Here is a 22,519-nt window from a genome sequence, read left to right as displayed (position 1 = left end):
AAATGGATTTTTTTATTTACCTTTGCGATAGAAACTGAAAAAATATGAATAACGAGCTAAGAATTATCATTAGTGGCGGTGGAACTGGTGGACACATCTTCCCTGCCGTATCTATTGCCAACGCAATTAAAGCCAAGCGTCCTGATGCAAAAATATTGTTTGTCGGGGCTAAAGGCAGAATGGAAATGCAACGTGTCCCTGCAGCAGGATACGAAATCAAAGGCTTGCCCATTTGCGGATTCGACCGCAAACACTTGCTCAAGAACTTCGCTGTACTTTTCAGAATCTGGAAAAGCCAAAGAATGGCTAAGAAGATCATCAAGGACTTCAAGCCAATGGCAGCAGTAGGAGTTGGAGGCTATGCAAGCGGTCCAACTCTCAACGTGTGTGCCAGCAAAGGTATTCCCTGCCTCATTCAAGAGCAGAACTCTTATGCCGGAGTAACCAACAAGCTTCTGGCCAAAAAAGCCCAGAAGATATGTGTGGCGTATGAGGGAATGGAGCGTTTCTTCCCTGCCGACAAGATTATCATGACAGGTAATCCCGTAAGACAGAATGTGCTGAGCACTACTCTCACTAAAGAGGAAGCACGCAAGCAGTTCGGTCTGGACCCTGAGAAAAAGACAATTCTGCTCGTAGGCGGAAGCTTAGGTGCAAGAACCATCAACGAAAGTGGCTTGCAAAACCTGGACATCATAGAAAAAAGTGGCGTACAGTTTATCTGGCAAACAGGTAAGTACTACCACGAGAGCATCGTCAATCAGCTCAAAGACAAAGACCTTCCTATGCTGAAGGTTACCGATTTCATTAGCGACATGGGGGCAGCCTATCAAGCAGCCGACCTTGTCATAAGTCGTGCAGGAGCCAGCAGTATCAGCGAGTTCTGCCTTATCGGCAAGCCTGTCATCTTGGTACCAAGCCCGAATGTAGCAGAAGATCATCAGACCAAGAACGCCATGGCACTGGTCAACAAGGATGCAGCCATCTATGTGAAGGATGCCGACGCACCGGCAGTACTCATCAAGAAGGCTGTCGGCATAGTTGAGGATGCAAAGAAACTCGCTTCTATGAGCGAGAATATCAAGAAATTAGGACTGAAGAACTCTGCCGACGTCATCGCCGACGAAGTCATAAAATTAGCAACAAAATAATGGAAATCAAAGATATAAAAGCAGTATATTTCGTAGGAGCAGGCGGCATCGGAATGAGCGCCATCGCCAGATATTTCTTAAAGAAAGGGCTCACCGTAGCCGGTTACGACAAGACTCCATCCGAGTTGACACACGAACTGGAAAAGGAAGGTATGCTCATCCACTATGAGGAGAATGTGGAACTGATTCCTTCAGCATGCAAGGATGCCAAGAACACGCTGGTCATCTACACACCTGCCATCCCCGCCACCCATCAGGAGCTTGTATACTTCCAGCAGAATGGATTCACCATCGAGAAACGTGCTCAGGTATTGGGCACACTCACCCGCACACACAAAGGACTATGCGTGGCCGGTACTCATGGCAAGACATCCACTTCCACCATGTGCGCACACATCATGCACGAGAGTCATATCGACTGCAACGCATTCCTCGGAGGCATTTCAAAGAACTATGGAACCAACTACATCCTGTCCGACAAGAGCGACTATGTAGTCATTGAGGCTGATGAGTTCGACCGCAGTTTCCACTGGCTTCGTCCCTGGATGAGCGTCATTACAGCTACCGACCCCGACCATCTTGACATCTATGGCACAAAGGAAGCCTACTTGGAGAGTTTCCGCCATTATACAGAACTCATCCAGCCTGGCGGTGCCCTCATCATCCACAAAAACCTGGAGATGAAACAGCATGTACAGGAAGGCGTTCGCGTATATGAATACAGCCTCGACGAAGGAGACTTCCATGCCGAGAACATCAAGATCGACAACGGCGAAATCACATTCGACTTTGTTTCTCCTATTGAGAACGTGCCCGGTGTAATCTTAGGACAACCCGTTCCTATCAATATAGAGAATGGAGTGGCAGCTATGGCCATGGCACAGCTCAATGGCTGCACAGCAGAAGAGTTGCGACAGGGCATGAAGACTTACGAGGGAGTGGTTCGCCGCTTCGACTTCAAGATTAAGACCGACAAGTTGGTACTGCTTTCCGACTATGCTCATCACCCCAAGGAGATTTACCAGAGTGCAAAGAGCCTAAGCGAGTTGTACAAGAAACGTAAGATAACAGCTATCTTCCAGCCTCATCTGTACACCCGTACAAGAGATTTCTACAAGGACTTTGCCGACAGTCTGAGCATGCTCGACGAAGTAATCCTCTGCGACATCTATCCTGCAAGAGAGCAACCTATACCAGGAGTCACCTCCAAACTCATCTACGACAACCTCAAACCAGGCGTAGAGAAGAGTATGATTCATAAGGAAGATGTTCTCGACCTCGTAAGAAGCAGAGACTTCGACGTGCTCGTCATACTCGGAGCTGGCGACTTGGACAACTATGTCCCTGAAATAGAAAAAATTCTAAAGGAAAAAATATAATGCGCATCAATTGGAAGAAGACTATTATCATCTTGCTCGACCTCATGCTCGGCGTTTACCTGACTTTCGCTATCACCAAGTTTAACAAACCTGATGAAAGCAAGAAAGTCTGCACAAAGGTGAACATCAACATACAAGACGAGATGACGAATGGTTTTCTGAACGCTAAAGAAATAAAGAAAAGGTTAGAAGCAAAGCAACTGTACCCTCTGAAGAAGAAGATGACCGACATCAGTGCCCGCAAAATAGAAGAGACACTGAAGACCAGTCCTTTTGTCAAGACAGCAGAATGCTACAAGACACAAAACGGCCTTGTCGACATCCATCTGACACAGCGAATGCCTATCGTACGGATAAAGAGCGCCAACAACGAGGACTACTATATTGACGACCACTATCAGGTGATGCCGAATACCAAATATACAAGCGACCTCATTGTAGCGACAGGGCAGATCAACAAATGGTTTGCACAGAACTATATCTCACTATTAAGCAAATCGCTTATGGTCAACGAGTTATGGAGAAACCAGATAGAACAAATCAATGTTCTTCCCGACAGAAGCATAGAACTGGTACCCAGAGTAGGCAACCACATTGTATATATAGGACGCCTGCCTGAATGCAGCTCAAAGAGGAAAAGAGAAGAGGATATCAACAATTTTGTCAATAAGAAAATGGACAGATTGGAGAAATTCTACAAATACGGACTCTCACAGGCAGGATGGAACAAATACTCGTACATCAACATCGAGTTCGACAACCAGATTATCTGCAAAAAGAGGCAGCAATAAACAACACAGCAAATAAAAAATAGATAAATAGATACAACTATGCCAAAGGAATTTATCGTAGCAATTGAACTTGGTTCATCAAAGATGACAGGTATAGCAGGACAAAAGAACCTGGATGGAAGCATCACGGTTCTTGCCACAGTGGAGGAAGACTCGTCTTCTTGCATCAGGAAAGGTGTGATATACAATATCAACCAGACATGTCTTTGCCTGACCAATATCATCAAAAAGTTGAAGGCAATACTGAAGCAAGATATCCGACAGGTTTATGTCGGTGTGGGTGGCCGTTCTATCCGCAGCATCAAGAACGTGATCGTGAAAGACCTGCCTGAGCACACCATCATCACACAGGAAATGATCAACGAGTTGATGGACATCAACCGCAACATGACCTATCCTGACCAGGAAATCCTTGATGCCATCACCCAAGAATACAAGATAGACAGCCAGCACCAGCTGGATCCTGTTGGCATACAGTGTTCTCACCTCGAGGGCATCTTCCTGAATATCCTGTGGCGCAGGACTTTCTACAACAACATCAACACATGTTTCGAGAATGCCCACATCTCTATTGCCGAGATGTATCTTGCACCTTTGGCATTGGCCGACCATATACTGACAGACTCTGAGAAGAGAGCAGGTTGTATGCTTGTCGACTTAGGTGCCGACACCACTACAGTATCAGTCTACAGCAAGGGCATCTTGCGTCATCTCTCAGTCATCCCACTGGGAGGCAACAATATCACAAAAGACATCACCAGCCTGCAAATCGAGGAACAGGATGCCGAGAAGATGAAGCTCAAATATGGCAAGGCTTATACTGAGAACAGCAATATCGACCCGACACTCAACTACCCGATAGACAAAGACCGTGTAGTAGAAAGCAAAAAGTTTATCGAGATTGTGGAAGCACGTGTTGAGGAAATCGTGGAGAATGTATGGTTCCAGGTTCCAGCAGAATATGCCGACAAACTGCTGGGTGGCATCATCCTTACCGGAGGTGGTAGCAATATGCCAGAGATTGGCAGGGCCTTCAAGATGCACACTCATATCGACAAAATTAGAATTGCTAAGTTCATCAACCAGACAGTCAACTCGAAAGATCCAAGATACACCAACCACGACGGAACGATGAACACTGTTCTTGGATTGTTGGCAAAAGGCAATATGAACTGTGCTGGCGACGAAATCAACACCGACCTGTTCAATCAGGATGGTCACACCACTGTCAATGATGTACATAAGACTCCACGAAATCCTAACGATACAGTTGGAACAGGCGTAGTTCTCACTGCTGCCGAAAAGCAGAAAGCAGAAGAGGAGGCACGTAAGAAAATAGAAGAAGAGGAAGAGGCTGCAAGAAAAGCTGCCGAAGAGGAGGCTGAGCGAATCAAGAAAGAGAAGAAAGAGAAGAGCATCTTCCACAGAGGCTTCCGATTCTTGAAGAAATTCGTCGAAGACAGTATTTCTGAGGAAGAATAGTTACACCTCTTTAATATATATATACAAACAACAAATTTAATATAGATATTCATCATGCAAGATAACACTCCACATATTCTGGATTTTGGAGAACCAGAGAAAGAGAACAGCATCATCAAGGTAATTGGTGTAGGCGGTGGCGGCGGTAATGCAGTCAATCACATGTACAAAGAGGGCATCCATGATGTGAGTTTCGTACTCTGCAACACCGACAATCAGGCTCTCAACGACTCTCCTGTGCCCGTACATCTCCAATTAGGCAAGGAAGGACTTGGTGCCGGCAACAAACCAGAAAAAGCACGCGAGGCAGCCGAAGAAACATTGGACGACATCAAGAACATGCTGAATGATGGTACCAAGATGACCTTCATCACAGCTGGTATGGGTGGCGGCACCGGTACTGGTGCAGCTCCAGTCATAGCAAGAGTAAGCAAGGAATTAGGCATTCTTACCGTAGGTATCGTTACAATCCCCTTCCGTTTCGAGGGAACCAAGAAGATAGACCAAGCTCTGGATGGTGTTGAGGAAATGTCAAAGCACGTCGATGCTCTGCTCGTTATCAACAATGAGCGCCTGCGTCAGATTTATCCGGAACTGGCTGTGCTCGATGCTTTCGGCAAAGCAGACGACACACTGAGCATTGCAGCCAAGAGTATCGCCGAAATCATTACCGTACACGGACTCATCAACCTCGACTTCAACGATGTGAAAACAGTGTTGAAAGATGGTGGCGTGGCAATCATGAGTACAGGTTATGGCGAGGGAGAAGGCAGAGTAAAGAAAGCCATCGAGGATGCGCTCAACTCTCCATTGCTCAACGACAACGATGTGTTCAACTCCAAGAAGATTCTTCTCAGCATTGCCTTCTCAAGTGAGAGAAAAGACAACACAGGTCTCACCATGGACGAGATGAATGACGTCAACGACTTCATGGGCAACTTTGGCGACGACTTCGAACTGAAATGGGGATTGGCTATCGACCCCGAGTTGGGCAACAAGGTAAAAGTGACTGTTCTTGCAACAGGATTCGGCATAGAGGATGTAGACGGTATGAACGTACATCTCAGAAAACATACAGAGGAAGAGACACGCAGAATCGCCGAACAGGAAGAGAAAAGAGCTGAGCGAGAAGACCGCAGAAAACATTACTATGGTTCTGACGGCAATACACCTCAGTACAAGCGTCATCCACATATCTTCCTCTTCCGTCCTGAAGACCTGGACAACGAGGACGTCATCATGCAAGTGGAAGATACTCCAACCTACAAGCGTACACGTCAGATGCTTGAAGACATTCGCCACATCGCCTCCGGTCAGCAGGAAACCACCAAGAAAGAAGAGGGCGACGAACCAGTAAAGGGTGTCATCAGTTTCGCTTAAACAAACAGTTCCTTCAATATAGGGAGAGTTTTCAATTCGGGAAAATCGGGCATATGCAACCGATAATAACTTATAATCACCTCTACACATCTGTTACGCTCCTGCCGTGACATTGTGTAGAGGTGCATTGTTTGAAAGCGAAGCCTCATCAAATCGCGCATCCGCAAAGAATCATCTTTCGACAAGAACATCGAATGTACAGATGCTGGGGCAACAAACATTCCCTCACTCAGGTCGAAGCAACCACCTTGTGACGCATCTTCCACATTGGGCGCAATTCCCAAGAACAAGGTAAGACGAATCATGAAAACGATATGGAAGTTGGCAAACCCTTCACGCGCCAAGTCCAACCATTGCAGACTGCTCACTACAAAACTGAACAAGGAAACGTTCTCCTGCTCGTGGCGTGTAGTATAATACAAGAACTCAGAAAGGAACATCGCCATAGACATTTTATAGGGCGAAACCGGAATATCTGTAAAAGGAACAGCAATGAAAACATCCTTGAGCCGTTGCAGACTGGCCTTAGGACGATAATCAAACTCTAAGGACAAAACAGAAAGAGGTTGAAAATACTGACGCTTCACCTTAGCCTTCGCCGATTTGGGCAGACGAATCATAAAAGACAAACGCCCCAATGCCTCGGTAAGAAAATCAACAACAAGTTGATTGTCACCGAATTTAACCACATGTAGCACAACAGCTTTCGTTTTTATAACCATTTAATCGCCTTTTTTACCAAAACTATGGCAAAAATACGAAAAAATATGCATTTGAAGAAAAATTCCACATAAAAAATTTGTGAGAACAAAAAAAATGTAGTAACTTTGCACCCGCAAACAACAAATGGTCCCTTCGTCTATCGGTTAGGACGAGAGATTTTCATTCTCTAAAGAGCAGTTCGACTCTGCTAGGGACTACAAGTAGAATATATAATAATAAAAAAAGATGGCAAATCATAAATCATCAATCAAGAGAATCCGTCAGGACAAAAAGAAGTCTCTGCACAATAAGTATTATGCAAAAACCATGCGTAACGCTGTACGCAAGTTGCGCAACATGACAGATAAGGAAGAGGCTACAAAGCTGTATCCTACTGTTCAGAAGCTTTTAGACAAGTTGGCTAAGATCAACATCATCCACAGCAACAAGGCTGCTAACTTGAAGTCTGGTCTTGCTCAGCATATCGCTAAGTTGGGCTAATCTCAAATTAGGAGATAAACATACATAAGGCTGCATTCCGAAAGGATTGCAGCCTTAATTTGTTTACCAAACATCCAGGAACTCACCCACAAAAGGAGCATAAACGACCCTTTTGAATATAAAAGGGAAAAATAAAAAAATAAGCATCGCTTTTTGTGGTTTTTTAGCAACATTCTATCCCTTTTCTCGCTTTTTTTTGTTATCTTTGCACGGAAATAATACTAAACAAAGAAATGGCAGAAAATCAAAACAACGCAAATAATTATTCAGCGAGCAACATCCAAGTTCTCGAAGGACTTGAGGCTGTTCGCAAACGTCCTGCGATGTACATCGGTGACATCTCCGAGAAAGGTCTGCATCACTTGGTAAATGAGACTGTAGACAACTCTATCGACGAGGCCATGGCAGGTTACTGTACAGACATAGAGGTTACTATCAACGAAGACAACTCTATCACAGTAGAAGATAACGGACGTGGTATTCCTGTAGACGAGCATGAAAAATTGCACAAGTCTGCTCTCGAAGTAGTAATGACAGTACTCCATGCCGGAGGTAAGTTCGACAAAGGTTCCTACAAAGTTTCCGGAGGTTTGCACGGTGTGGGTGTTAGTTGCGTTAATGCTCTGTCAACACACATGATGTCTCAGGTGTTCCGTGGAGGCAAGATCTACCAGCAGGAATACGAAAAGGGAAAGCCTCTCTATCCTGTAAAGGTGATTGGCGAGACCGACAAGCGTGGTACACGCCAGCAGTTCTGGCCAGACCCAACCATCTTCACCACTACAGTATACAAATGGGATATTATTGCAAGCCGCATGCGTGAGTTGGCATTCCTTAATGCCGGTATCAAGATAACGCTGACAGACCTTCGTCCCGACGAAGAGGGAAAAACAAAACAGATGGTGTTCCATGCCAAGGACGGTTTGAAGGAATTCGTTCGCTATGTAGACCGTCACCGCACTCATCTCTTCGACGACGTCATCTATCTGAAGACAGAAAAGCAGGGCATTCCTATCGAAATTGCCATCATGTATAATACTGATTACAGCGAGAATATTCACTCGTATGTAAACAATATCAACACCATCGAGGGTGGAACCCACCTCACTGGTTTCCGCATGGCGCTCACCCGCACACTGAAAGCATACGCAGAAGCAGAGCCAACCATAGCCAAGCAGATTGAGAAAGCCAAGGTCGAGATTGCACCTGAAGATTTCCGTGAGGGTCTTACAGCTGTCATCTCTATCAAGGTCGCTGAGCCGCAGTTTGAAGGTCAGACCAAGACCAAGCTTGGAAACAGCGAGGTGCAGGGTGCCGTACAACAGGCTGTCAATGAAGCTTTGACCGACTATTTAGAGGAACATCCAGACGAGGCAAAGAAGATTTGTGAAAAAGTGGTCTTGGCTGCTACAGCACGTATCGCAGCACGCAAGGCACGCGAGAGTGTACAGCGCAAGAACTTTATGACAGGTGGAGGTCTGCCAGGCAAATTGGCCGACTGCTCTATCAAGGATCCTAAGGAGTGCGAGATTTTCCTTGTCGAGGGTGACTCGGCTGGTGGTTCTGCCAAGCAGGGACGCGACCGCTTCCATCAGGCTATTCTTCCTTTGCGCGGTAAGATTCTTAACGTAGAGAAGGTGCAATGGCATAAGGTGTTCGAGGCGGAGTCAGTAATGAACATCATCCAGAGCATCGGAGTCCGCTTCGGAGTAGACGGAGAAGACAGCAAGGAGGCCAACACAGACAAGTTGAGATACGACAAGATTATTATCATGACGGATGCCGATGTCGATGGTTCACACATCGACACCCTGATTATGACATTGTTCTATCGCTTCATGCCAAAGGTTATCGAGGAGGGACACCTCTATATCGCCACTCCACCACTGTACAAATGTTCTTTCAAGAACAAGGTGAGCGAATACTGCTATACAGAACAGCAGCGCCAGGCCTTTATCGACAAGTATGGCGAAGGCGTGGAAGACAAGAACATCCACACTCAGCGATACAAAGGTTTGGGTGAGATGAACCCCGAGCAGCTCTGGGAAACCACCATGGACCCAAAGACACGACTCCTCAAACAAGTCACCATCGAGAATGCAGCTCATGCTGATGAGATCTTCTCTATGCTGATGGGAGACGATGTAGAGCCACGCCGTGAGTTTATCGAGCAGAACGCAACCTACGCTAATATTGACGCTTAATTAAACCATTTATACCAGGGCGGACTTCTTATCAAGAATGTCCGCCCTTTTAGTACTTAAATCCCAAAACCATGAGAAAGTTTGTTTTCTCAGCGCTACTCTTAGCCAACAGTTTACCAGGACTTGCACAGGACAAGTTGCCATTCAACTTATGGTACACCAAGCCTGCAACAGTCTTCGAAGAGTCCTTGCCTATAGGCAACGGCAAGTTGGGAGCCCTCATATATGGAGGCGCCAACAACGATTCTATTTACCTCAACGACATCACCCTGTGGACGGGGAAACCTGTTGACAGGCAGGAAGGAGGCGAAGCCTACAAGTGGATTCCTAAGATAAGGGAAGCACTCTTCAGAGAAGATTACAAGGCTGCCGACTCACTTCAGCTGCATGTGCAAGGGCACAATTCGGAGTATTACCAGCCTCTTGCCATCATCAACATCAAGGACCAGAACCCAGGACAAGCCACCCAGTACTACCGTCAGCTCAGTCTCGACAGCGCCATAGCCACACTTCGCTATAGCCGTGAAGGGGTTAACTACACCAGGGAGTACTTCGCATCACATCCAGATAAAGTGATAGCCATCAGGCTCACCGCATCACAGAAACAAGCCATCAACTGCGACATCTCGCTTACATCGCTTATCCCTCATCAGGTAAAAGCTTCAGGCAACCAGCTCACACTTACAGGTCATGCCATAGGAGAGCCAGAGAACAGCACGCATTTCTGCTCCATACTGAGCATACGAAACACAGATGGAAGTATCACGCCTACCGACTCTACCCTGCACCTACAGGGCGTGAGCGAGGCCATCATATACTTCGTAAACGAGACCAGCTATAATGGTTTCGACAAGCATCCCGTGACCGAAGGAGCTCCATATATAGAAAAGGTGGCAGATGACGCCTGGCATCTGGTCAACTATACTTATCCCGAGCTACGCCAACGTCATGTAAACGACTACAAACAATTTTTCGACCGCACCCGTTTCATACTGAAAGGAGCCCGATACGACACTCAGCGCAACACGGAGCAACAACTCCTCGACTATACAAAGAAGCAGGAACAAAACCCATATCTCGAGATGCTCTATTTCCAGTTTGGCAGATACCTGCTCATCAGTTGCTCACGCACTCCGGGTGTTCCTGCCAACCTGCAAGGCCTGTGGGCACCAGCCCGTCTGTCGCCATGGCGAGGAAACTATACCACCAACATCAATCTGGAAGAGAACTACTGGCCTGCAGAAGTAGCCAACCTCTCAGAACTCACCATGCCTGTAGAAGGACTGGTAAAGGCCCTTGCCGCAACAGGAAAGTACACCGCCAAGCATTTTTATGGTATAGAGGAAGGCTGGTGTGCCGGACATAATACCGATGCATGGGCCATGAGTAATCCTGTAGGCACCAAAAAAGAAAGCCCCAAGTGGAGCAACTGGAACATGGGTGGAGCCTGGCTCGTACAGACTCTTTGGGATCACTATGACTACACACGCGATCTCGACTTCCTGCGCCAGACAGCTTACCCACTGATGAAAGGTGCTTCCGACTTCATGCTGAAGTGGCTTATCGACAACCCCAAGAAGCCGGGCGAACTCATCACAGCCCCTTCCACCTCACCTGAGGCACAATATATAACAGACAAAGGCTACAAGGGAAGCACCCTATATGGAGGAACTGCCGATCTTGCCATCATTCACGAGCTCTTCAGGAATACCATCAAGGGAGCAAAGGCACTCAATACCGACCTTGCATATCAGGCTACTCTGCAAGATGCCATCAATCGTTTGCATCCTTATCAGATAGGCAAGAGGGGTAATCTGCAAGAATGGTACTACGACTGGGACGACCGGGATTGGCAACATCGCCATCAGTCTCATCTCTTAGGTCTGTATCCTTTCAACCATATCACATTAGCCAAGACTCCTGAAATTGCTGCAGCCGCATCCAAATCGTTGGAGATCAAGGGCGACAACTCTACTGGTTGGAGTACAGGATGGCGCATCTGTCTGTGGGCTCGTCTGCACAGAGCCGACAAGTCGTACGCCATTCTGCGCAAACTGCTCAACTATGTCAGTCCCAACACGTTAAAGAACCATTCTTCCGGAGGCACTTATCCCAACCTCTTTGATGCTCACCCACCCTTCCAGATTGATGGAAACTTTGGTGGAACTGCTGGTATCTGTGAGATGCTGATGCAGTGTGATGGCGACACGATAGAACTGCTGCCATCACTCCCTGAAGCATGGAATACTGGCGAGATAAACGGTATCAAGGCGCGTGGCAACTACAAGATCGACCTCAGTTGGAAGAATCGGAAGGTTGCCAAAGCCAAGATTACCAGCCATCAGGCTGGCGTGCTCACCGTTTGCTACAACGGCAAGCAGAAAAAACTGCATTTCAAGGCTGGTGAGACCAAGACGGTCAAATAAAAGGCTGCGACCAAGTGACGATAATAATAACTTTCAAATAAATGATACGCAAAATCATTTGTATCATATTCTCCATCCTCTGGGTACTGAACTCGTATAGTCAAGAGTTCGGTACCCACTGGATTTCTTATCCCTTTCCCGACGACAGCACCGAGGTGATGTTCCGCCATACTTATATCACCAAGCACCGTCCCCAACAGGCATATATCACCTTTGCCAGTATGGGCAGCTGCAAGGTATATATCAACGAGAGAAATGTATCGAGAGAAGTCTACTACAGAAACACAACTCCACAGGGAATCCTTCTGCATACCTACGATGTGACTCGTTATCTGCGACCAGACTCCAATACCATAGCCGTATGGTATGCGCCATGCCCTCAGGCTACAGCATATTCACAGAATGCTGCCAGCAAACAACTAACATTGGATTATTATGGAACAAGCCATAACGGCTCGGCGTTCTATCAACAAGCCGACGAATCCTGGAGCTGCAGCCTGTCTGAAGGCAACCGGATAACGCAAGACAGCATAGGAAACACCATAGAGGTTTTCGACAACAGACAATATGACAACAACTGGAAAGCCTCCGACTTCTTCTTCCAAGAATCCGAAAAGCCCGTGCACAGACTTTTGAAAGAGACCAAGGGCATCTACACCACACTACCCACTTACCCTGCCTATGTCAACAGGCTAAGACATGTATTGTCGCCTATTGCCGAACACGAAGATTCTTTAGGCCTCCACTACGACTTCGGCCGTTTCTTCCAAGGCTCCGTACGCATCACACTGCGCGAGGCCAAGAAGGGAGAAAGACTTGAGATAAACGGACTGGTATATATCTGCAGTGGCGAAATGGACGAACAAGCCTTCCGCCGTCTCAGCATGAGCCGGCAAAAATCCATCACCATCAAGGGCGACCGCCATTTCCGCAAGAGTCAGATACAGAAAATAGAAGGATTGGAAATCTACTAATAGCCCAACTCACGGGCTACAGCACACAGTTCGTCATACCACTCTTGTCCAAATCGTTTGACAAGAGGGCCTTCGAGGAACTTATATACGGGCAGGTTCAACTCCTCGCCCTTCTTCACGGCTGCCTTACAGATCTTCCATTGATTATAGTTCAAGCCATACACCCCGTTGCCAAAGTGTTTGGCACGAATGGGATACAAGGCACATGAGATGGGTTTCATGAACTTAGACTTTCCCTCACGATAGGCACGCTCCAAGGCACAAAGACAGCAGTTCTGTATGGTGTGCCCGTCGTTCATGTCTTTCAGGTCCTGATAGCAGGTAAACACGCAGTCCTTGCCATTGACGATGCTCGTCACCAAGTCGCCTTCTATATCCGTATACGCCACACCCTGCTTATCTATGACAGCCTGTGCCGAAGCCGACAGGTCTTCCCAAACGACATCGAGCATATTCTCTATCTCCATAATCTCGTCGAGACTTACAGGAGCACCGGCATCGCCTTCGATACAGCACTCTCCCTTGCAGGCATCAAGGTCGCAACAGAATTTTTCAGTAAGAATATTAGGTGATACCAGCACATCACCCACCTGAAGAATACGCAGTTCGTCTTTGTTCATAAATGTTTCCTGTATATATAAATATGTATAACCTCTTTTCTGCTGCCTCTACCATTGTATCGGTTCTATCCCATTCTGTCTGAGATATTCGTTACAGCGGGAGAAATGATGATTGCCAAACCATCCGCCGCGGTTGGCAGATAATGGCGAAGGATGCACGCTCTGCAATATCAGATGGCGCGAAGAGTCGATGAGTGAAGCCTTGCTGCGGGCATAGCCTCCCCAAAGAATAAATACCAGATGCTCCTTGTCCCTGCTGAGAGCCTTGATAGCAGCATCCGTAAACTGTTCCCATCCCTTGCGCTGATGGCTCGCAGCCTGATGGGCTCTAACTGTCAGGGTGGCATTGAGCAATAACACTCCCTGTTTGGCCCAGCGGGTCAGATCACCTGTAGCAGGCATCGGAATACCAAGATCCATCTGTATTTCCTTAAAGATATTCACCAACGATGGTGGAAAAGTGACTCCTTCGGGTACAGAGAAACTCAGTCCCATAGCCTGTCCTGGCTCATGGTAAGGATCCTGACCGATAATCACCACCTTCACATCATCAAAAGGGCAAAGATTGAAGGCATTGAATATCAGGCGTCCGGGAGGATAACAAGGCGTATGCAGATATTCCTCTCGTACAAAGTTGCTGAGATCGACAAAATACTGCTTCTCGAACTCGTCACCTATGTGCTGTCTCCAGCTGTCTTCTATCTTTACGTTCATGCTTAATATAAATTTAAAAGTATCTCAAGATACTTGCGCAAGTATCTTATATTACTTGGTCAAGTATCTTAGGATACTTTTTATAGGTATATAAAATCGTATTTTACTTATTGTCAGAAATCAAGTTCTCACCTGTCATGTCAGCAGGCTGCTCCAAGCCCATGATATGGAGGATAGAAGGAGCCACGTCGGCCAGACGACCATCCTTAACAGTAGCTGAGTTGTTGTCTGTTACATAGATGAATGGCACTGGGTTCAGCGAGTGGGCGGTGTTTGGAGTACCGTCAGCATTGATGGCATGATCAGCATTTCCGTGGTCAGCGATGATGATAGCCTCATAATCGTTGGCCTTAGCTGCCTCGATAACATCCTTTACGCAGTTGTCTACAGCATGAACAGCCTTGGCAATAGCATTGTAGATACCGGTGTGGCCTACCATATCACCATTGGCGAAGTTGACAACGATGAAGTCATACTCCTGTGTATTGATGGCACCCACCAACTTGTCCTTCACCTCGTAAGCGCTCATCTCTGGCTTCAAGTCGTAGGTAGCAACCTTTGGAGAAGGCACGAGGATACGGTCCTCACCCTCATAAGGTGTCTCACGGCCACCATTGAAGAAGAATGTCACGTGCGCATACTTCTCTGTCTCAGCTGTATGGAGCTGCTTCTTGCCCTGCTTGCTCAGGTACTCACCAAGAGTATCCATTACATTTTCCTTAGGGAAGAGGATGTGTACACCCTTGAAGCTTGCATCGTATGGAGTCATGCAGTAGTACTGCAGGTCCTTGATGGTGTGCATGCCTTCCTCTGGCATATCCTGCTGAGTCAACACCTGGGTCAGCTCCTTGGCACGGTCGTTACGGTAGTTGATGAAGATAATGACATCACCTTCCTGTATGGTGCCGTCAACGGTAGAGTTGCAGATTGGCTTGATGAACTCGTCGGTCACGTCCTCATCGTAGCTTTCCTGCATAGCCTTTACCATATCGTCTGCCTGCTTGCCCTTGCCCTCTACGAGCAGGTCGTAAGCCTCTTTCACACGGTTCCAGCGTTTGTCACGGTCCATAGCATAGAAACGACCTACGATGCTTGCGATATGAGCATCGTTCTTCTCGCAACAAGCCTGAACCTGCTCGATGAAGCCCTTACCGCTCTTTGGGTCGGTATCACGGCCGTCCATGAAACAGTGAACGTATGTATTCTTCAAACCATATTCCTTAGAAATCTCAATCAACTTGTAGAGGTGGTCGAGAGAAGAGTGCACGCCGCCAGTAGAGGTAAGACCCATCAGGTGGAGCTTCTTGCCTGTCTTCTGAGCATAGCTGTAAGCGTTGATGATTTCCTGATTCTTCAGAATATCACCGCTTTCGCAAGCCTTGTTGATCTTAACGAGGTCCTGATATACCACACGACCTGCGCCGATATTGAGGTGACCTACCTCTGAGTTACCCATCTGTCCTTCAGGCAAGCCTACGTTTTCACCGCAAGCCTGGAGCTGAGAGTGTGCTGAAACTGCTGTCAAATAATCCAGGTAAGGAGTTGGCGTATTATAGATTACGTCACCCTTGCCATGCTGTCCGATTCCCCATCCATCGAGAATCATCAAAAGAGCTTTTTTTGCCATAATTACATTAAAGATATAAAAATTCGAATTCTGCGTGCAAAGTTAAGCAATTTCACCGAAACGGCAAAGCAAGGCTCATGAAAAATAATAAAAAAAGACTTGTTGCGTTATATCTTCAGAACAATGTCGTTTATCAATGAAGAATAGAATCGTACAATTAGACTTTCTGAAGTGTGTGTTCATCCTGCACGTCATCATGATACACTTGGTTTATTTGGGACAGACCTACCCCTGGCTCAAGGAGTTCTTTCTGCTCTATACTACGCCTGTCTTCTTTGTCATCTCGGGTTTCCTGGCTCATGTCGACAAGCCATTTACCGAATTCTGCCAAAAGGTGAAATGGTGGTTTGTGCCCTACATCGTCATGGAGGGCCTCTACATCATCCTGGCTTCGATACTGCCCATCAATGAGCATATCGACAGGCTCGACATACTCGTCTTTCTGCGTAAACTCGCCATGGAGCCACTGGGGCCATACTGGTACATCCACAACCTCATCATCGGCTATGTGGCCTATTATGCCGTTTCATGGCTTTACCGCAACAAAATCAAGATAGGAGCCCTGCTGCTCACGGTTGCCTTCATCGGTATTTTTGTGGTTTGGTTGGACATCATCTCCTGGCATTGCTGCATCTTCTTCACCATTGGTGTGGGCATCAAGCTCCTTCGCGTGCCGTTCCTGAGTGTCTTCCGTCCGTCATTGTTTGCCATCATCGTCACCATCGTGGGCATTACTTCCTGGCAGAGTTCTTATCCTGTCCTGGTCCGCAGCCTGTGGCTCACCTACGTGATGACAGTATTCTGGCTGACGGTATATAGATTCATGCCCCAGCTCTTCAGGAAAGGAGCGTTCGTCATCGGAAAGAACACCCTCCCCATCCTGTTGTTCTCGCCGGCTTTCACCATCATCACCAAGCTCTTTGTGCCTTTGTTCACTTTCGACCCTACGCTCATCCTCTTCACAATAACAGCTGTGGCCTTCACCGTCTGCGGTTGTTTGCTGACGGCAAAGGTCATGGATTATCTCAGGATTTCTCCTTATTTCTGCGGAAAGGATCATTTCTTCTGTCGCAAGTAGCTCTTATGAGCATGCACAGGAACCTATTTGGCGTGCACCATCTATAATCAAAATCTTGTCAGACCCTGATTGTAAGTGACTTATAATATATTTTTCAATCTTTCTATAGAGCATATTTACACTTTTCCTACGAAACAACCAAGCAAAAACTACACTTTTCCTATAAATAACAATAAGAAAAACTACACTTTTCCTAAAAAACAACCAGAAAAGCTGTTCTTTTCTATAGAAACTGAGAACTATAAACTGTCAAGACAATCATGCAGGAGGGCTAAAAGAAGAGGAGAACAAAGTCTGCGAAAGGCTTTATTAGTATCTGCCCATCGTTATGGGCATTTTTGCCCATCGTATTGAACAACTCTGCCCAACGTTATGGGCAAAGTTGCCCATAACGTTGGGCAGAGTACATAGTTGTACGTGATGAAGTATTACTTCTTACACGAGAAGAGATACTTCTGCTTACACGATTAAAGTTACTTCTGCTTCAGATAATTCAACTGAACATTAGGAGCGCAGGCTCTGCTTGTTTTCTCGGTGTATTCAGCCACTTTTAATGTAGCAATTCCCTTGATGCTCTCCACATCGGTTCCCACCTGGAACAGATAATTGCCAGCATCAACCTTCCACTGACTGTTGGCTTCATCAAAGCTTGCCAAGTCGCGCTTCTCGAGAGTCATCTTCAAAGTCTGGCTTTCGCCTGGCTTCAACTCATGGGTCTTGCCAAAAGTTTTCAACTCCTTGGCAGGCTTCTCATAAGCACCCTTAGGAGCGGTGACATAAACCTGTGCCACTTGCTTGCCAGCAACCTTGCCAGTATTCTTGACGGTTACACTTACCTCTATGTTCTTGCCGTTAGCCTTGACAGAAGGCTTGCCCATCTCGAAAGTAGTATAACTCAGACCGTAACCGAAAGGATAAGCCACATCCTTCTTGAAAGTATCGAAGTAGCGATAGCCCACGTAGATGTCTTCTTCATGATTGCTGAAGTCTACGCCAGGGATATTGCCCTTTCCCCAGCCTTCCATATTCTTATAGGTGTACATATCATACTCCTTGGCGAAGTTGGCAGTAGAAGGATGATCTGTCGCTGCAATAGGCCAAGTCATGGTCAGTTTGCCCGATGGATTCACCTTTCCTGTCAGGATGTCGGCCACAGAGTTACCGCCTTCAATACCGGGTTGCCATGCCACGAGGATGGCATCCACACGGTCGCGCCAGCTTGCTGTTTCCATGACAGATCCTGAGTTGATGATGACAATCACCTTCTTGCCTTTAGCATGGAAGGCATCAGAAACACGGAAAATCATATCCTGTTCCGTCTTACTGAGGTTGAACTCACCATTGATCTGACGGTCCATACCCTCACCAGCCTGACGTCCGATGGTGATGATGGCGGCATCAGCCTTAGGCTCCTCATTGGCCACACAGCGCTCAGTTATATCGATTTCATCGAGCTTTGGTTGTCCTTGATCCAGGAACCACATCATTGGATTCTTGTCTGCCTTGAGCTTTGCCTTGGCATATTTCACATAGTTCTGATAGATTTCTGTGAGCTGCGGAGTAGTAGCCACACCGATGTTCTTCAGTCCAGTAACCATATCTACAGAATAACCTACATTGACAGCTCCACTACCAAGTCCACCCGACATAAAGTCGTAGGAGTTGACACCGAAGAGAGCCACCGTCTTCAAGCCACGGATAGGGAGAGCTGCATTGTTCTTCAAGAGCACCATACCCTCGGTGCTGCTCTGGCGGGTAATGGCAGCATGAGCCTTGAGGTCGGGCTCGCCACTATATTTATACCCCTTGAAACGTGGAGTCTTCACGATGTATTCCAACATACGGCGCACGTTGCGGTCAACGTCATTTACGTCCAATTTGCCCGATTTCACCGCGTTTACTATATCTTTTACCTGTGCAGGATAGCCCGGCATCATCAGGTCGTTGCCAGCAGCCACCTCCTGTTCTACAGGCAGGTCTTCACGCTTACCAATCCAGTCGGTCTCGACGATTCCCTTATATCCCCAGTCGTTACGCAGGATGTTGGTCAAGAGATCTTTGTTGCCCTGTGCATAGATGCCGTTTATCTTATTATACGCCGACATGATGGTCCAAGGATTGCTCTTGCGCACCATCATCTCAAAGCCCTTGAGATAAAGTTCACGCAAAGCACGCTGACTCAGACGCTCATCCACACGGGTACGGTCACTTTCCTGTGAGTTCACAGCAAAATGCTTGGCACTCACGCCCACACCCTGACTCTGCACACCGAGCACAAAGGCAGTTCCCATAAGACCTGTCACAACAGGGTCTTCTGAGTAATACTCAAAGTTTCTGCCACAAAGCGGATTACGATGCAGGTTCATACCTGGTCCTAAAACCACATCACAGCCATACTCCAAGGTCTCATTACCGATGGCTTCGCCCACTTTGCGCACCAAATCGGTGTTCCAGGTAGAGGCCAGACAGGTTCCTACGGGGAAACCTGTGGCATAATAGTTACGGCTGTCGCCCTCGCGATGTGCATCTATATGCACTCCTGCCGGACCATCACACTGCACCGTAGCAGGAATTCCCAAACGCGGAATAGCCACTGTCGTTCCTGCAGCACCAGGAACAAACTTCTTCTGGTGTCCCAACATGGCTCCGCTTCCTACGAATCCATCGTTGCCACCTCCCACTAAGAGCTGTGCTTTCTCTTCCAAGGTCATTGCCTTGATTACTTCCTCAATGTTGTTGGCATTGAGTTGTGGCGCAGTCTGTGCCGTCATTGTTACCGACAAGGCTCCAACTGCCACTGTAAGAACCATTTTCTTATACTTCATCATTTACGTTATAGTGTTTAGTTATTAGCTTAGCAATATGCTGTCTTATCGTCTGCAAATTTAATAAAATCGGGACGAAAAGCCAACTTTTTTCTATCTTTTATTCCTCAAAAATCTATCTTTTCGTCATATTTTAACCGATTAAGCATATATGATTAACATATTGTTCAGTATCATGACACAGCATTCCTATCCCTTTTCATGCAGTTTGATGAAAAGCTGATGTTACGCAGATACCATAAATTCCAAAAAAACGCAGCAATCTCATTTAAATATAGGTATAGGTAGAAAAAGCCTCAAGAACGAATGCTTTCATTAAGACAAAACCATTTCTATCTTTTACATGTTTCATCAAAAAAGCAGGAAAAATACTTGAAAACCTTGTAGGAATCAGATAATTATCGTATCTTTGCTGAATTATCCAAAAATTGGATACCAGAATTAGGACATTTAATTAATGAAAGGTATGGAGCAGAGAAATTCTTCCATTGAAATCTATCGTTCCCCAGAGGGCAACATAGAGCTGAATGTAAAATTAGAGAATGATACCGTTTGGCTTACACAAAGCCAAATGGCAGAGTTGTTTGCTGTTGACAGAACATCTGTTACACGACACATTCGCAACATTTACAAGAGTCAAGAATTAGACGAAAAGTCAACTTGTGCAAAAAATGCACAAGTTCGCTTTGAGGGTAAGAGACAAATCGTTCGTGACATCCCTTATTACAATCTTGACATGATTATTTCGGTAGGGTACAGAGTAAACAGCAAGAATGCGACCTCTTTTCGCCGTTGGGCAACCTCTATCTTGAAACAATACATCATCAAGGGTTATGCCATCAACCAGAAGCGCTTAGACAATTACAATGAACTGAAAGAAGTGGTTCGTTTGATGTCACGTGCGATTACATTGCAAGATCAAGTATCCGAGGGCGAATATAACTGATAATCACAGCACAAATTTCTTCTCTATCTGTATATGATTTTCAGAAAGAATGTTTACCTTTGCAGGCAGAATGAAGAAAACGGTCATATTATTTCTATTTTCCCTGTTGCTGACCTTCGTTGTTGGCTGTACTCCATCGCACTATCGTCTTTCGTTCGAAGAAATAGACGATATGGCTGACTATTATCCCGCCCAAGCCAAGGTATTTTTGGAAAGAACAGACAGCAACGACAACAAAGGGTACTACAAACTACTGGCTTGCAAGATAAGATACCAAATCTTAGGCGTATATATATTGCGCCGAGATTCCGACATTGAGGATGCCATACAGATCTTTACCAAAGAAAACAATGAGCCTATGCTTGCGCGTGCATTATATTATAAGGGCGCCATGACTTTCAACACAACTCACGACACAACACAAACGCTGCAAATACTGAAGAAAGCCTGCAGATATAGCTCCATCATGCGTCAAAAGGAGAAGCTCGACCTCTACGACCTAATGTGCCGCATCACTCACGACAACTCCTACACCGTAAAACTCGAGGACGAGGCACGACAAAGCCACAACATATCCCATCGTGCCTGGGCGACGCTCTACCGTGCCGTGAACAATCAAGACCGTCAGTTGGCAGAAGAAGCTTTCGACATCGCTTACTCCATTCCCGAGAACAAGGACAGTACATTAGGGCCTATGTACAACTATTATTTTCAAAAACTGATAGAACAAGGAAACACTCCCGACTCCGTCATCATGGATTACATCAATCTGGCAGATAACTATGGTGGTATAAAACACAAAACTGCAGTGGATCTGTATCGTTTTCTATGGAGATACGGCAAGACACCCAAAGGAGAGAAATTTCTCAATGCCCATAAACCGGAAATAGAGGAATTATCCAATTACATGTACCTGGGTTCGTATGAATATCTCATACCGTTTTACTTTGTGTACTTACACCTGGGTGACACAACGACTGCCGACAACATCGTCAAACTAATACATCAGTCAGAACCCTTCATTGAAAGACAAGGCAATGCAGACAAGGAACAAAAGGTGAAACTAATGTATGAAGGAGGTTACAGCAACTACCGATATGCGCAAGCGAAGAACTGGATTCTTGTAGCCATCATCATCGTGCTTGCCATATTGCTGACAATGACATACCTTTCTGTTTCACGCATACGAAAAGCCCAAAGCACCATTGCCGCTCTACAAAGTTCGCTACATCAGCTAAAAGACGTAGAGAACGCAACACTTGCAGAACGATGCGAGCAACTGAATCATGACATCACCACACAAGTACGCAAACTGAAAAGACGTGACAAGGATATAGAATTGTACAAGACACAAATCGGCGAACTGACCGATATAAGTCAGGGACTCATATACTACTCGCAAGCAGTACAGAACAAGAACATCAGTCAAATCGGCAAACAGGGAATCCTGCAGCTACTTGCCAGCTACAGGATGATAGACGAAAAATACAGCAAACGGCTTGCCTGCTACGATCTGAATCCCTCACATTGCCTCTTCTGCATACTCTACCACATCGGAAAGACCGACGAGGAAGTAATGCAGATACTGCAATATTCGATGGCTAATATAAGGGTTAGGAAGTCGCGCATCAAGAGTGACTGCGAGGTATATTCCTTCGAGGCTGTGATAAGCCGTGAAGTGTAAGTCGATTACAAAAAAGAGAATTGTATAGTTACACA

Annotated in this window: 17 protein-coding genes; 12 read left to right on the top strand and 5 right to left on the bottom strand. The window is 46.3% G+C overall.

Annotated features, from left to right (window positions below; translation table 11 throughout):
• Nucleotides 1-44: 44 nt before the first annotated feature.
• Genes murG through ftsZ form a run of 5 tightly spaced genes read left to right on the top strand, consistent with a single transcriptional unit; the run spans nucleotide 45 to nucleotide 6,183 of the window.
• Nucleotides 45-1,151, top strand: coding sequence for an undecaprenyldiphospho-muramoylpentapeptide beta-N-acetylglucosaminyltransferase (gene murG, locus P3T48_RS01800; RefSeq protein ID WP_276505397.1), 1,107 nt, complete (start codon nucleotides 45-47; stop codon nucleotides 1,149-1,151).
• Nucleotides 1,151-2,530, top strand: a complete 1,380-nt coding sequence (gene murC, locus P3T48_RS01795; RefSeq protein ID WP_276505396.1) for a UDP-N-acetylmuramate--L-alanine ligase — start codon at nucleotides 1,151-1,153, stop codon at nucleotides 2,528-2,530. The genes murG and murC overlap by 1 nt, the downstream gene beginning before the upstream one ends.
• A complete protein-coding gene (locus P3T48_RS01790) occupies nucleotides 2,530-3,321 on the top strand; it encodes a cell division protein FtsQ/DivIB (RefSeq protein ID WP_158463774.1) in 792 nt (263 codons plus the stop codon). The genes murC and P3T48_RS01790 overlap by 1 nt, the downstream gene beginning before the upstream one ends.
• Before the next feature lie 39 nt (nucleotides 3,322-3,360).
• Nucleotides 3,361-4,803 (top strand): cell division protein FtsA, encoded by a 1,443-nt coding sequence (ftsA, locus tag P3T48_RS01785; protein ID WP_022252073.1) that lies wholly within the window; start codon nucleotides 3,361-3,363, stop codon nucleotides 4,801-4,803.
• Between the two features lie 54 nt (nucleotides 4,804-4,857).
• Nucleotides 4,858-6,183, top strand: a complete 1,326-nt coding sequence (gene ftsZ / locus P3T48_RS01780; RefSeq protein ID WP_022252072.1) for a cell division protein FtsZ — start codon at nucleotides 4,858-4,860, stop codon at nucleotides 6,181-6,183.
• Here ftsZ and recO read toward each other — a convergent pair.
• A complete protein-coding gene (gene recO, locus P3T48_RS01775) occupies nucleotides 6,180-6,905 on the bottom strand; it encodes a DNA repair protein RecO (RefSeq protein WP_158463776.1) in 726 nt (241 codons plus the stop codon). The two genes, ftsZ and recO, sit on opposite strands and share 4 nt — an antisense overlap.
• Before the next feature lie 226 nt (nucleotides 6,906-7,131).
• Between recO and rpsT the strand changes: the two genes are divergently transcribed.
• From rpsT to P3T48_RS01755, 4 genes are all read left to right on the top strand, one after another.
• On the top strand, nucleotides 7,132-7,386 hold the full coding sequence (rpsT, locus tag P3T48_RS01770; protein WP_022252070.1) for a 30S ribosomal protein S20: 255 nt from the start codon (nucleotides 7,132-7,134) through the stop codon (nucleotides 7,384-7,386).
• Between the two features lie 233 nt (nucleotides 7,387-7,619).
• Complete coding sequence (gyrB, locus tag P3T48_RS01765; protein WP_276505395.1) at nucleotides 7,620-9,590, top strand: DNA topoisomerase (ATP-hydrolyzing) subunit B; 1,971 nt, start codon at nucleotides 7,620-7,622, stop codon at nucleotides 9,588-9,590.
• Nucleotides 9,591-9,661: 71 nt separating this feature from the next.
• The gene (locus P3T48_RS01760; RefSeq protein WP_276505394.1) at nucleotides 9,662-12,016 is read left to right on the top strand and encodes a glycoside hydrolase family 95 protein; all 2,355 of its coding nucleotides are present in this window, start codon (nucleotides 9,662-9,664) and stop codon (nucleotides 12,014-12,016) included.
• 41 nt (nucleotides 12,017-12,057) lie between these two features.
• A complete protein-coding gene (locus tag P3T48_RS01755) occupies nucleotides 12,058-12,990 on the top strand; it encodes an alpha-L-rhamnosidase N-terminal domain-containing protein (protein WP_276505393.1) in 933 nt (310 codons plus the stop codon).
• Here P3T48_RS01755 and P3T48_RS01750 read toward each other — a convergent pair.
• The 3 genes from P3T48_RS01750 to gpmI form a co-directional block, all read right to left on the bottom strand.
• Nucleotides 12,987-13,610, bottom strand: a complete 624-nt coding sequence (locus P3T48_RS01750; protein ID WP_276505392.1) for a DUF3109 family protein — start codon at nucleotides 13,608-13,610, stop codon at nucleotides 12,987-12,989. The genes P3T48_RS01755 and P3T48_RS01750 overlap by 4 nt on opposite strands.
• 48 nt (nucleotides 13,611-13,658) lie before the next feature.
• Nucleotides 13,659-14,324 (bottom strand): uracil-DNA glycosylase, encoded by a 666-nt coding sequence (gene ung / locus P3T48_RS01745; RefSeq protein WP_276505391.1) that lies wholly within the window; start codon nucleotides 14,322-14,324, stop codon nucleotides 13,659-13,661.
• Between the two features lie 103 nt (nucleotides 14,325-14,427).
• Nucleotides 14,428-15,951 (bottom strand): 2,3-bisphosphoglycerate-independent phosphoglycerate mutase, encoded by a 1,524-nt coding sequence (gene gpmI, locus P3T48_RS01740; protein ID WP_276505390.1) that lies wholly within the window; start codon nucleotides 15,949-15,951, stop codon nucleotides 14,428-14,430.
• Nucleotides 15,952-16,087: 136 nt separating this feature from the next.
• Between gpmI and P3T48_RS01735 the strand changes: the two genes are divergently transcribed.
• Complete coding sequence (locus P3T48_RS01735; protein ID WP_276505389.1) at nucleotides 16,088-17,029, top strand: acyltransferase family protein; 942 nt, start codon at nucleotides 16,088-16,090, stop codon at nucleotides 17,027-17,029.
• A gap of 473 nt (nucleotides 17,030-17,502) precedes the next feature.
• On the opposite strand, the gene P3T48_RS01730 is transcribed toward P3T48_RS01735, so the two are convergent.
• Complete coding sequence (locus P3T48_RS01730) at nucleotides 17,503-19,854, bottom strand: beta-glucosidase (RefSeq protein ID WP_276505458.1); 2,352 nt, start codon at nucleotides 19,852-19,854, stop codon at nucleotides 17,503-17,505.
• Nucleotides 19,855-20,320: 466 nt separating this feature from the next.
• Between P3T48_RS01730 and P3T48_RS01725 the strand changes: the two genes are divergently transcribed.
• Both P3T48_RS01725 and P3T48_RS01720 read left to right on the top strand, forming a co-directional pair.
• On the top strand, nucleotides 20,321-20,800 hold the full coding sequence (locus P3T48_RS01725; RefSeq protein ID WP_276505388.1) for a virulence RhuM family protein: 480 nt from the start codon (nucleotides 20,321-20,323) through the stop codon (nucleotides 20,798-20,800).
• Nucleotides 20,801-20,870: 70 nt separating this feature from the next.
• The gene (locus P3T48_RS01720; protein ID WP_276505387.1) at nucleotides 20,871-22,484 is read left to right on the top strand and encodes a hypothetical protein; all 1,614 of its coding nucleotides are present in this window, start codon (nucleotides 20,871-20,873) and stop codon (nucleotides 22,482-22,484) included.
• The last annotated feature ends 35 nt before the right edge of the window (nucleotides 22,485-22,519 follow it).

It is taken from the genome of Segatella intestinalis (assembly GCF_029348455.1).
Lineage (GTDB): Bacteria > Bacteroidota > Bacteroidia > Bacteroidales > Bacteroidaceae > Prevotella.
Note: the sequence above shows the minus strand (reverse complement) of the source record. Positions and strands in the feature narration are given on the sequence as shown.